The sequence below is a fragment of the uncultured Tissierella sp. genome, from assembly GCF_902479755.1.
Taxonomy (GTDB): domain Bacteria; phylum Bacillota; class Clostridia; order Tissierellales; family Tissierellaceae; genus Tissierella; species Tissierella carlieri.
Genome location: NZ_CABSQO010000012.1, coordinates 41,058 through 54,401 on the forward strand (window position 1 = coordinate 41,058; position 13,344 = coordinate 54,401).

Consider the following 13,344-nt stretch of genomic DNA (forward strand, 5'->3'; position numbering starts at 1 on the left):
ATTCTATATTAAGGTTGGCGTTCGTTGCCTTTTTGTCCAATGAGCATAGCGAATTGTAGACAAAACGGACAGCGTAGGTGCGTTTGACCTACATCAACTCACTATCGTTCATTGTGTTAGGTCATTTTACGCAGTCTCACTGCACAAATTCATTTGCTCACTTCGCTCGCATGAATTTGGCGTTCGTTGCGTTTGACCTACATCAACTCACTATCGTTCATTGTGTTAGGTCATAAAAAAAAGCAATCTATTGATTCAATAGATTGCTTTCTAGTCCTTCTACAGTAAAGACATATGGCGAAGATCCCATCAATTGATTCTTATTGATTTCTAAAGTCATGGTTTTATAAGTAATGACTTGCGGCAATATGCTGCCTTCCTTAGGTGATTTGATATTTAGAAAAACCTTGTATTCATACTTATCTCTTAGTATTTTTTCAACATCCAAGGAATATCCAGGTGTTGGAAATTGTTTAGTAATAGTTACTAATACATTGTCTGTTTCTTCTTTTACTATTATTGACTCTTCTGCATTATAAGATTGAACAATCCCAGTAATATTGAATGATATTTCCTTTAGTCCTCTCATTGCCTCCAGTACTCCTTTCAATCTTTGCAAGATTATTATGGCTTCAGCCTGAGTGAGTTTTTTATCTGGTGCAAAACTTGTATTTGAAACACCACTAATAATCTTCAAATTAAATAATATCCTTAGTAATTCTATGCTATTTTTATTCATAGTATTAATATCTTGAAAGGGAAGTTCTTGATTTTCGTATTTTATTGTATCCATTGATACTAATTTACTACCAATAAGCTCTACTATCTCTTCTCTAGTTAAAACTTCATATATGCCAACATTATTCGTACTAGTATCTAAGCCATAATCCTTAGATAAAGAAGCTAGGGATAATTCAAAGTCCTTTTTCAAGATATATTCATCAGGATTAAATTTATCAAAACTCTCCTTTGCTAAATATGGAAAATAGTAAGCTAGAAATCCTTTTTCAATAATATCCTTAGACCAATGATTAGCTAGCTTTTCATCTATATTAGCAAAAGCAACCACATTTGTTGAAAGAATCAATATTATTAAAACTACTGATACCAACTTTTTCACATAATCATCCCCCTCGTAATCAATTGACAGTTCACAATGCACATAAGCAGGGAACCAAAATTGCGAATCTCAATTTTGTGTTCTTCGCTTAGTTTGTTCACCTAATTCACAATTGAAAACCCTAAAACCCTTTCTACTATCATAAATACAGTGTTTCATCTAAATCAAATAGAATTTCTATGTTTTAAATCTTTTAATTGTGAATTGTGAACCGTGCATCGTGCATTGTATTTTTATTATACCCCAATAAAGTGAAAAAGTAGTTACATTATGATTACAAAAAAGATCCTTCGCTACACTCTAAATGACAAGCGCTACATCTGTCATTCTGAGCAATGCGAAGAATCTTATTTTATTTCTTTAATTGTGAATTATGCACTGTGCATTGTCAATTGTCATTTTGCTTCTCCTAAATATGCAGTTTTTACTTTTTCATCATTTAATAGCTCCTGACCTGGTCCTTCAAGCACCAAGGATCCTGTCTCTAAAACATAGGCATAATCAGCTATTTCTAGAGCCTTCTTCGCATTTTGTTCAACCAATAGGATCGTATTTCCTTGGCTGTGAATTTCCTTTATGATATCAAATATATCTTTAACCAGTAATGGAGCTAATCCTAATGAGGGTTCATCTAACATTAATACCTTTGGTCTTATCATCATAGCCCTTCCTACGGCAAGCATCTGCTGTTCTCCACCAGAAAGAGTTCCTGATTTTTGCCAAGACCTTTCCTTTAATCTAGGAAATAGATCATATACCTTATCCATATCTTTCTTTATCTCAGCCATATCACGTCTTGTATAGGCCCCAAGAATCAGATTTTCTTCTACAGTAAGATTAGCAAATACCCTTCTCCCTTCAGGAGATAAAGCTATACCTTTCTTTACTATATCCATTGTCTTAAGGTTAGTTAAATCATCTCCATCATATTCTACTTTTCCATCCTCTTTTTTCACCAAATTCATAATAGCTCTTAGGGTAGAAGACTTTCCTGCTCCATTTGCACCTATTAAGGTAACTATTTTATTTTCCTCGATATTAATATTTATACCTCTTAGGGCCTTAATGCCCCCATAACTAACATGAAGATTTTTTATAGTAAGCATTATTCCACCCCCAAATAAGCTTCAATAACTCTAGAGTTGTTTTGGATCTCTCCTGGATTACCTTCTGCTATTGAAATTCCATAATCTAATACAAATATCTTTTCACAGATTCCCATAACAACTTCCATGTGATGTTCTATCAAAAATATGGTTAAGTCAAATTCATTTTTTATATCACCAATAAACTCCATTAATTCCTGAGTCTCTTGAGGATTCATTCCTGCTGCCGGCTCATCTAATAAAAGCAGCTTTGGGTCTGTTGCTAAAGCTCTAGCTATTTCTAATCGTCTTTGTTTACCATAAGGAAGAGAAAACGCTTTCTCTTCTTTCTCTTCATATAAACCTACCTTTTGAAGTAAGTATTTAGCTTTCTCCATCATCTTCCTTTCTTCTCTGTTGTAATTTGGCAATCTCAATACAGAAGAAAATATACCTGATTTAAGTCTTAAATGGTTTCCTATAAATACATTATCAAGAACTGATAGTTCTTTGAATAATCTAATGTTTTGGAAAGTACGACATATGCCAAGCTTTGCTATTTGATCTGGTCGAAGGTCGGATATTATCCCTTCACTTCCTCCAGGATTAAAAATGACTTGCCCCTCTGTTGGCTTATATACTCCTGTAACCACATTAAATACAGTAGTTTTCCCTGCCCCATTAGGTCCAATTAGTCCAACAATTTCTCCGTCTTTAATATCTGCCGTAAAGTTGTTTACTGCAATAATCCCACCAAATCTCATAGTTACATTATCAATTTTTAGCATATCTACCCCTCACTTTCCCTAGGGTGTTTTTTATAAATCCGTCCTTTTTAAATATAACTACTAACATTAGAATCAGCGAAAATACTACCATTCTAAGACCTGGTAATGCAGGTGTTGTAACAAATCCTAGATTCATAGACTCATCTAAGAATCTAAGAGCCTCCATTGCTATAGTAATTACAACTGCTGCTACAGCAGTACCATTTATATTTCCCATACCACCTAATACGACCATTAGAAGAATGTTGAAAGTAAGGGCAAATTTAAATAAGGTTGGATCTATTGTTCCCAAAGATGCTGCTAATAGGCCTCCTCCAATCCCCGCAAAAAATGAACCAATAGTAAAGCTCATTACCTTATGTTTAAATAAATTGATACCCATAGATCTAGCAGCAATCTCGTCTTCACGAATTGCTTTGAATGCTTTACCATAGCTACCTTTCATCAATAGCTTCATAAATACAATAGTAAGAATAGCTATACCCCAAGCCCATAGGAGATTAGTTCTTTGTGATACTCCAAAAAGTTCAGATACCCTCTCATTTATGAGTAATTTTGGTATTCCTTTAAGTCCTAGGGAACCATTGGTTATACTTTGAAGATTGATAATTACAACTCTAATAATCTCTGAAAATCCTAAAGTTGCAATAGCTAGATAGTCATCGGTCAATTTTAATACTGGAGCACCAATTAAAAATCCAAATAAAGCTGCCATTAATCCACCCATAATTAATGCAAAGATAAATGACATATTAAGATTTAAAAGCACTGGCATCATTGGTTTCATGTAGAAATTCATTTCCTTAGCTGCTGTAGGCATAGTAAGGATAGCCACAGTATAGGCTCCTATTGCCATAAAACCTGCATGTCCCAAAGAAAATAATCCTGTAAAACCATTAATTAGATTCATACTTAAAGCAAGTATTATATATATTGCACAAAGATTTATGATTGTAACTTGATAATTGTCTAAATAAATATTTAGAAAAAACAATCCAACTAAGGCTATTACTATTAATGATATATTAAAAAGCAATTTATTCTTCTTCATAGGCTACACCTTCTCCGCTATTTTTTCTCCCATTAAACCTGTTGGTTTAACAAGAAGTATTATAATCAGTAGTATAAAGGCAAATGCATCTCTATAGCCTGTTAGTTCAGGTAAAAATGCTATAAGGAGTATCTCACCCAGCCCTAGAATAAATCCTCCTAGAACTGCACCAGTAATATTCCCTATTCCTCCAATTACTGCTGCTATAAAGCATTTAAGTCCAGGTAATACGCCCATATGAGGCATAAGTTGAGGATATTTTATTCCCCACATAATACCACCTACAGCTGCTAAAAATGAACCTATAAAGAAAGTAGTAGATATTGTTCCATTAATATTTATTCCCATTAAGCTAGCTGCTTCGTAGTCCTTAGATAATGCTCTCATTGCCATACCAGTTCTTGTCTTTTGAATGAAGAAATTTAAACCAATCAAAAGAATTACTGTAACTATGGGGATTATAAAGTTTACAAGTGATATTGAAACTCCTCCAATATTCGCTACTTTATCAAAAATTTCAGGGGTTGGGAAGGCCTTAGGCCTCCCTCCAAATACTAATACGCCTAGGTTTTGTAATAAGAATGACGCTCCTATAGCAGATATAAGAATGGTAATTCTCGGTGAACCCCTTAAAGGTTTATAAGCAAGTCTTTCTAACATTAATCCCAAAATTCCAGTAATAACTGAGGAAAGTATAAATACTATATACCAAGGTATTGGAGTATATGCTATACCATAATAAGTCAAATATACACCTAGCATAAAAATATCTCCATGGGCAAAGTTTATAAGCCTTAATATTCCATAAACCATAGTATATCCAATAGCAATTAGAGCATAAAGACTTCCTAAGGAAATACCATTAGCCATATGTTGTGAAAATTCTTGTATGCTCATCATAATTCCTCCATTTAGTCCTTTTATTTTATTGGTTCTACTGTTGTTAAGTAAACAAACTTGCCATCTTTAACTTGATTTATGACTGCAGATTTAACAGCATCTCCATTTTCATCTAAAGTAATAACTCCAGTTGAACCTACAAAGTCCTTAGTTGCTGCAATCTTATCTCTTATAACAACTGAATCTGTTGAGCCAGCCTTTTCAATAGCATCTATAATTACCATATAAGCATCGTAACCTAGAGCTGCAAAAGCATTGGCTTCTTTACCGTATTTAGCTTTATAATCTTCTAGGAAAGTCTTAGATACCTCAGTTACAGGAGACTCTGATGTAAAGTGAGTACTATATACTGCCCCTTCTACTGCCGCTCCACCTATTTCTATAAATTCTGGAGCTTCCCAAGTATCTCCACCAAGTATAGGAGCTGTAATGCCTAAGTCTCTTGCTTGCTTAATCAATAATGCTGATTCACCATAATTTCCTGGAGCAAATATTACATCTGGATTTAATGATTTGATATTAGTAAGTTGAGCTGAGAAGTCTTGATCTCCTGTATTATAAGAAGTTTTACCAACTATAGAATCTGCAGAGCCAGTTAATTCTATAAAAGCTTGTTCAAAATATGTGGAAAGTCCTACGGAATAATCTTGCTGTACGTCTTGTATTATAGCTGCTTTCTTTGCACCTAAGTCTTTAAATGCATAGTTAGCCATAACTGTACCTTGGAATGGATCAATGAAACATACTCTAAAATAATAATCATTATTTAAAGTAACAAGTGGGTTAGTAGGTGAACAACCTACTGCTGGAATCTGTGCAGCTTTAACGATATCTCCCGCTGCCATGGATAATGAACTGCCGTAGCTACCAATGATTGCAACTACTTTGTCCTTATCAATAAGTCTTGATGCCGCATTTGCTGCTTCAACCTTATCCGATTTATTATCTACTATAACTAAGTCTACTTTTTTGCCTAATACTGTTCCCAATTTTTCATTAGCTAGCTTAATACCTTCTACTGTCATCTCTCCACCAGCTGCACTAGCACCAGTCATAGGTTCAAATACGCCTATTTTAATAACATCGCTATCTGAGCCAGATGTTTGTTTTGTGCCACATCCTGCTAATAACCCTAGCACTAAAATTGCTGACAAAATAAATAAAAATGCCTTTTTCTTCATTTAAATTCCTCCCTTTTATTTTATTAAAGGCATGAATGATTACACGCCCTAAATACATAAATAATTTAAAGTTTGCAGGAATTATTATGTCACCTTTTAATTTGAACTTGACTTAAATGGGTTTCAAAAAAGGCTTCCTTAATGTATTTAGTTTAAATAGAAGCCTTTATTATTCTATCAGTATATCACTTAGTTGTGATAAAGTCAATTGCGTAACTTTTATCAATTTTTTGAAACTATTTTATTATTTGAAAAATCTGTTATATCCTACTTGATTAATCTCTTATATCTAACTTATTTAAATTAATTATATCTATAATTGAAATTTAGTATGTGACCAACTGGAAAATATAGGGTATAATAATACTCGATATAATACATTGCCACGAGGAGTGAATAATGTGATTCAAACTAAAGACAAAACTAAGAAAAAGAAAAGAAAAAGTATTGGAACCGCTTTAATGTTAACCCTTACACTAATCATTGTTACATTCTCCGCCATTGTAGGTACTACTACATATCTCATTGCTAAAAATTCTCTAATTAATTCATCGGAAGAATTATTACTAAACAAAGCAATTGATTCTGCAAACATTGTAGAGTCAAGAATACAAATGTATATTTCTTCCATAGAGCCTCTAGGGAACTTTGAATTTTTAGGAGATCCTAGCATACCATGGGAGGAAAAATTAGAATTACTTAAAGTTGAAAAAGGTAGATTAGGGTTAACAGGTATTGGCATTGCAGATACAAGAGGAAATTTAATCTTAGACAATAATAATACCGTAGCTGTATTAAATTATGACTATTTCAAAATAGCCAATAATGGTAAATCATATTTTTCTCAACCATTCTATAATAGCCAATCTAAAAATATGGATGTAGCCATTTCCACCCCGATCAAATTTAATAACAAAATAGTAGGAGTAATCATAGCTTTTAAGGATGCAAATGAATTTTATGGTTTAGCGAGTGATATTAGAATTGGCGATACTGGCTTTGCTTATCTTTTAAACGAAGATATAGATATTGTTTCTCATCCAACTGTAGTATCTGGTGCTACCAGTGATACAACTGTGTCTAGTGCCACTAATGGCGGATTTGAGACTAAGGTTAGTTTCAACACCTTGACTGAAAGAGTATCAGCGAGTTCTAAGTCAGATGTAGAAAAGATAATAGAAAATATAGGAAAAAAAGAATCTGGAGTTGGGCAATATGAAGAAGATGGTAAAATTATTCATTTAGGATATGCACCTATTCCATCTAAAGGGTGGACAATCATCGTAAATATCACTGAAAATGAAATCTTAAAAGACTTAAATTCCTTGAAAAAAACTTTGATTACTATTGGAAGCATATTATTAATTATTGGCTTAGCTTTATCATATCTTATTAATCGTGGAATAATCGATAAAATTATTGATATGAGCAATAAAACGAAGCATTTATCAGAGCTAGATTTAACATTTACCATAGATAAAAAAGTTCTAAATAGAGAAGATGAACTTGGAATTATGGCACAGGCTATCCAAAAGGTAATCGATAGTATAAAAGGATTCGCTATTGAAACTCAGAGCTCTTCTCAGCTTGTAGCAGCATCATCTCAAGAGTTGGCTGCCATAACGGAAGAATCTTCAGCCGCCTCCACGTCTATAGCTGAATCTGCCAATAATATATCTGAAAAATCTCATGTTCAGTTACAAGAAATACTCAAAGTATCAACTGAAATGAACAATGTATTGAACCAATTTACAATTGCATTAGATGAAAGCACATTAGTAGAAAAACTTAGTAAAGAAGCCTTTGAAAATACAGATAAGGGTAAAAAAGCTGTAGATGAAGTAATAGAACAAATGGACAATATAAAAGATAGCACTAATAAAGTAAAGCTTTATCTTGAGGATATAAACAATAGCTCTAAAAAAATGGATGAAATTTTAATAGTTATCCAAAACATAGCAGAACAAACAAATTTACTTGCTCTAAATGCAGCTATAGAAGCAGCAAGGGCTGGGGAAGCCGGAAAAGGATTTTCTGTAGTGGCTGATGAAATTAGAAAACTTGCTGACCAAACTAAAGACTCTACAGATGAAATCAATGATATCATTAAAAACAATCATGATCTAATAATAGATACAAGCCGCCATATGGAATTTAGTAACGAAGAGGTAAACAAAGGGATAAAAAAAGTTAATGACACTAAAAAAACCTTTGATTATATAGCCAAGATTATTGATGATATGAATTCAGGTATGTCTAAAAGTGCAAGAGCTATAACCAATGTTGGTAGCAGTATAGATGAAGTAGTGAATTCCATTCAAACGGCAGAATCCATATCACATGAAGTAGCTGAACAAATCTATAATGTTTACTCAGCAACTGAGGAACAAATGGCATCTATGGATGAAATCACTGGATCTACAGATTCCTTAGCTAGATTAGCTGATAATCTACAAGAAATATTTAGAAATATAAAATTATAATTAATAAGTAACAAAAACGGTGCAACCTCAGCCACCTAGATTTTATAGTTATATAGAGAATCTATTTCTAACTAACTATATATGGCGGCTGGGACGGCCACCGTTTTTGTTACTTATTTTCAAATACTATTTCTCCCCCAAATATGGTAGCTACCACATCTACATCCTTTATACTATCTTCTTCTATATTAAATATATCTTTCGACAATATAACCATATCTGCAAGCTTTCCCTCTTCTAATGATCCCTTTATATTTTCTTCAAAGGAAGCATAAGCTCCTCCCATGGTATAGCCATATACTGCCTCTTCAACTGTTAACTTTTGATTTGGCAACCATCCTCCAGCAGGATTTCCCTCTAGATCTTTTCTAGTAACAGCTTCATATATTCCCTTCAACACATTAAATGTCTCAACTGGAGAGTCGGACCCACAGGCTATAGGTACATTTCTGTCTAACATAGATTTCCAATTATATGAAGTTTTTTCCCTATCCTCTCCAACCCTATCCTTTACAATTTTCCAATCATAATCTAAAAATATAGGCTGTATATAAGCTATTGCTTTTAATTCTGAAAACTTTTCCAGAAGCTCTTCATCAGTTATCTGACAATGAACTATACCATGACGATGATCTTCTTTAGGATTCTTACTCAGAGCTTTTTCCATACTTTCAAAAGCCATATACATGGCCTTATCTCCTATGCCATGGATTGCTGTTTGCATATTATTGCTATTAGCTAAATCTACTATAGCATCTAATTCTTTTTGACTAATAGTAGTTATTCCTTTTGTATTAGTATCATCAGAGTAAGGTTCAACTAAAGCTGCGGTCCTAGCACCTAAAGAACCATCTATCAACAATTTCAAAGGTCCTATTTTAAAAAATCTATCACCCCAAGAAGTTCTATACCCTTTTTCTATAAATCCTTGCAATTCATCTATATCAGGAATTAAACACTGCTCATATATCCTCATTTTCAATTTATTTTCTTCTTTTAACTCTTGGTATGCTAATATTACTTTCTCGTAATCTCCATCTGAAAATGCACCTAAATCGTCAGTTCCAACAGAAGTAATACCACATCTATTCATATCTCTAATAGCATCTACCATCATATCTTTTATCTCTTCTATTGTAGGGCTTGGAAGATTACCGTATACTAATCCAACGGCATTTTCCCTAAATATACCTAAAGGCTCTCCCTTCTCATCTAAATCAAAATGGCCTCCATTTACTTGTGGTGTGTCTTTTGTTATATTTAATAATTCTAATGCCTTACTATTTACTACAACAATATGTCCGCATGCCCTTCCGATTAAAATAGGATGATCTAAAGATATGTTATCTAAATCATATCTTGTTGGAAATCTTTTTTCTCCCTGAAAGTAATCCTGATTCCAGCCTCTGCCATTAATCCATTCTCCTTTTTCTATACACTTCTCTTCAATAGCTCTCCTAATCCTATTACTTATGTCATCTATAGAATTAGTTCCTACAAGATCTATCCTTTTTAAAGAATGTCCATAACTTAATAAATGCATATGGCTGTCATTAAATCCAGGTACAACAACTTTGCCTTTTAAATCATAAACTATTGTATTATCTGTCTTAAGTGATATTATTTCCTGAGTCCTACCAACTTTTTGGATAATATCCTCCTTCACTGCAATGGATTCGAACATATTTCTTTCTTCATCCATAGTATAGATTTTCCCATTTATTAATATTAAGTCCACTAAATCCCCTCCTTATATAATTATATTATACTACAAAAAACTAAAATAACTTTAGATTAAGGTAACCAAAATCTAAAGTTATTTTAATATATTAAGGTCTCAAAAATTTTCCTATAGGTTCAGATACTATTTTCCCATCTTGGAATATAGTCTTTCCTCTAAGAATTGTTCGTGCAATCTTTCCTTTAAAGTTCAATCCTACAAGCGGACTTACTTTATGCATATAAAATAAATCCTCATTTTTTAAGACAAAACTTTCATTTAAGTCAACTAAAACCACATCCGCATCATATCCTATTTTTATTGCACCTTTATTTTTTATTCCAAATCTTTCTGCTGGATTTAGTGATATAAGTTTGAAAACATCTATAAGTGATAGTCCTCTATTATGATATCCTTCAGTAAGCATTACATTCATTGTAGATTGACAGCCTGATATTCCTCCCCATACCTTGAAGAAGTTGCTATCTTTCTTTAATTCAAATGGTGCTGGTGAATGATCTGAGCAAACTATATCCACATTCCCTACAAGAACATGTCCCCATAGTTTTTCTTTTGTGTCCTTTGCTCTAAGAGGTGGACAGCATTTCCCTATTGCCCCTAATCCTTCTAAATCATCTTCTGTAAATGTTAAATATTGAGAAACAGTTTCACAGGTTACATCTATACCTTTTTTTCTAGCTTCAACAACTAGCTGAACTCCTCTTGCAGTACTAATATGGGCAATATGAAGTTTACACTTTGTTTCTTCAGCAAATAATATAACTCTTTGAACAGCTTCAATTTCTGAAATCTCTGGTCTAGAGTTTAGGAAATCCCTAGGTGTAGTTTTACCTTCTTTTATAAACTTGTCTGTTAGTTTATTTGTTATGTCCCTATTTTCAGCATGCACTGATACTGGTAATCCCAGTTTAGCAGCGATTTCCATACCCTTGTATAATGTCCAATCGTCTGCACCTTCAAATTCTTCCAGACCGCTAAAACATGTAAAGGCTTTAAAGCCAACTACTCCTCTTTCTGCTAATTCTTCTAGATTTTCTAAATTATTAGGTGTTAATCCACCCCAGAAGCTATAATCAACAAGCGAATTTCTCTTAGCTGCCTCAAGTTTTAAATCAAAATTCTCTCCATTTGTTGTTACAGGTGTTGAATTAAGCGGCATATCTGTAAATGAGGTCATTCCTCCAGCTGCAAGAGAAGATGTGCCAGTAAGTAATGATTCCCAATTTGTACGACCTGGTTCATTAAAATGAACATGACAATCATAACCACCTGGCAATATATATCTCCCATGAGCATCTATTTCCTCTATGGCAATACCAGTTATTTCAGGCTTCAATTCTACTACTACCCCATCAGCTACAGCAATATCTAGTTTTCCCACTGATTCATCTGTTACTACTATACCATTACGAATGATTAAATCATATTTACTCATAATATTCTCCTCCTATATAACCTTAGATTTCTAGATTTTTACCAGTAGGTTTTTGCTGATGGCATTTTTTTCATTAAAATATAATATGTTAATGCTGTAGGTGGCAGACTTGCATACCATGATAATCTTACTTCTAATAGAGCTACAATTGCACCTACTGCAATAGCAATAATTGCTGCCCAATTTATTCCTTTAAAAGGTCCTTCTTCATTATATAAATCTGCCAAATTAATTTTTTCTTTTTTAATAAAGAAGTAATCAACTATAAGTACTGCAAATATTGGTCCTAAAAATGCTGAGTACGCTTGTACAAATAGATTAAGTCCTGCTGCTGACTCTGGACTAATTAACTTCCATGGAAATGTAGCAAATGAAAGTAATCCAACAATTATAGCAGATTTTTTGAAGGAAAGTTTAAATGTATCCATCAATACATATGAAGGAGGTAATATATTGTTCAAAACATTAGTAGTAATCTGTGCTGCTGCTATGAATATCATCGTTACAATTACTAAGAATTGATTGTCTACTGCTGACGAGAATACATCTATTGGATTAGCCATTCCAGTAGCAGTTGATACTATAAGTCCTATCATACCCATGAATATAGTTATTGGTAATATAGCTGCCCAATATATTAATCCTGTAATTGCAGGTTTTGTTCCTTGCTTGTAGTTTCTTACATAGTCTCCTACATTTAGAAGCACTGTACAGTTAACCCCAGTAAATGCTGTAACTCCACCCCAGAAAGGCAATCCCCATGAACCCTTGAAGTTTATTATCTCTGAAGAAATTACTGCACCATATTTATTTATTACACTAAAGAACATATAAGTAAGTGTCAGTAGAATAAATATTGACCCTATGTTTTCTAGCCATTTTATTCCCTTAAATCCTGTAGTTGCTAAAGCAATTTGTATTAACTGAAAAAGTATAAAAAATAACACTTGGTTTTGATACCCGAATAATGAATATGATACCATATTAATAGCTGATGCTCCTACCCATGATTGAAAACCAAACCATATTATAGCTGGAACCCCTCTTATAAATCCAGGCAGCTTAGATCCTTTTATACCAAAAGCAGATCTAAGTTGAATAGTATAAGGAACACCATATTTGTGACTAAATTTACCATTAAATACCAATCCAACTGCCACAACTGTTGCCCCTATAAACATAGCTACTAATGCTTGAATAATATTAAGTTCATGAGTCATACTTGAGCCTAAAGTAAATGTACCTATTGATACGCAACCACCTAACCATGCAAACAAATAAGACCAGTTATCTAAAATACGTTCCTTCACAGGATATAAGGATTCATCCTGTCCATCATGACCAATATCATCTAAAATAGTATTATCTACTGTACTCATTGTCCAACCCCCCAATTACTATTCGTTTGAATAAAAGCATATAAAATTTTACACACAACTTATGAGACCCTATTTCCTCCTTTTTTATTTTACTTAATAACATTATATTATTTTTAACAATCTTTTGTTTATCCTATATAGATAAAAGAATTTTTCCAATTTATCCCATTAATGCAAAGGG

General features: G+C 33.1%; 10 protein-coding genes. 1 reads left to right on the forward strand and 9 read right to left on the reverse strand.

Annotated features, from left to right (window positions below; translation table 11 throughout):
• Positions 1 to 247 precede the first annotated feature (247 nt).
• The 6 genes from RDK80_RS08275 to RDK80_RS08300 all read right to left on the reverse strand — a co-directional run bounded on the left by RDK80_RS08275 (position 248) and on the right by RDK80_RS08300 (position 6,125).
• Entirely contained in the window at positions 248 to 1,120 is an 873-nt protein-coding gene (locus RDK80_RS08275) for a protease complex subunit PrcB family protein (protein ID WP_308524002.1), read from the reverse strand.
• 395 nt (positions 1,121 to 1,515) lie between these two features.
• Positions 1,516 to 2,226, reverse strand: coding sequence for an ABC transporter ATP-binding protein (locus tag RDK80_RS08280; RefSeq protein WP_216558932.1), 711 nt, complete (start codon positions 2,224 to 2,226; stop codon positions 1,516 to 1,518).
• Positions 2,226 to 2,993 (reverse strand): ABC transporter ATP-binding protein, encoded by a 768-nt coding sequence (locus RDK80_RS08285; protein WP_308524003.1) that lies wholly within the window; start codon positions 2,991 to 2,993, stop codon positions 2,226 to 2,228. Before RDK80_RS08285 ends, RDK80_RS08280 begins: the two co-directional genes overlap by 1 nt.
• The gene (locus tag RDK80_RS08290) at positions 2,980 to 4,044 is read right to left on the reverse strand and encodes a branched-chain amino acid ABC transporter permease (protein ID WP_216558929.1); all 1,065 of its coding nucleotides are present in this window, start codon (positions 4,042 to 4,044) and stop codon (positions 2,980 to 2,982) included. The genes RDK80_RS08285 and RDK80_RS08290 overlap by 14 nt, the downstream gene beginning before the upstream one ends.
• 3 nt (positions 4,045 to 4,047) lie before the next feature.
• Positions 4,048 to 4,941 (reverse strand): branched-chain amino acid ABC transporter permease, encoded by an 894-nt coding sequence (locus RDK80_RS08295; protein ID WP_094899562.1) that lies wholly within the window; start codon positions 4,939 to 4,941, stop codon positions 4,048 to 4,050.
• A 23-nt stretch (positions 4,942 to 4,964) separates the two neighbouring features.
• Positions 4,965 to 6,125 (reverse strand): ABC transporter substrate-binding protein, encoded by a 1,161-nt coding sequence (locus tag RDK80_RS08300; RefSeq protein ID WP_094899561.1) that lies wholly within the window; start codon positions 6,123 to 6,125, stop codon positions 4,965 to 4,967.
• 401 nt (positions 6,126 to 6,526) lie between these two features.
• Here RDK80_RS08300 and RDK80_RS08305 point away from each other — a divergent pair, with 401 nt between their 5' ends.
• Positions 6,527 to 8,608 carry a methyl-accepting chemotaxis protein gene (locus tag RDK80_RS08305; RefSeq protein ID WP_308524004.1) on the forward strand — a complete coding sequence of 694 codons (2,082 nt, stop codon included), beginning with the start codon at positions 6,527 to 6,529 and terminating at the stop codon, positions 8,606 to 8,608.
• 109 nt (positions 8,609 to 8,717) lie between these two features.
• Here RDK80_RS08305 and RDK80_RS08310 read toward each other — a convergent pair whose 3' ends face one another.
• From RDK80_RS08310 to RDK80_RS08320, 3 genes are all read right to left on the reverse strand, one after another.
• The gene (locus tag RDK80_RS08310) at positions 8,718 to 10,346 is read right to left on the reverse strand and encodes an amidohydrolase (RefSeq protein ID WP_201259664.1); all 1,629 of its coding nucleotides are present in this window, start codon (positions 10,344 to 10,346) and stop codon (positions 8,718 to 8,720) included.
• Positions 10,347 to 10,437: 91 nt separating this feature from the next.
• A complete protein-coding gene (gene allB / locus RDK80_RS08315; protein ID WP_308524005.1) occupies positions 10,438 to 11,784 on the reverse strand; it encodes an allantoinase AllB in 1,347 nt (448 codons plus the stop codon).
• 38 nt (positions 11,785 to 11,822) lie between these two features.
• Complete coding sequence (locus RDK80_RS08320; protein ID WP_308524006.1) at positions 11,823 to 13,163, reverse strand: NCS1 family transporter; 1,341 nt, start codon at positions 13,161 to 13,163, stop codon at positions 11,823 to 11,825.
• Between the last annotated feature and the right edge of the window lie 181 nt (positions 13,164 to 13,344).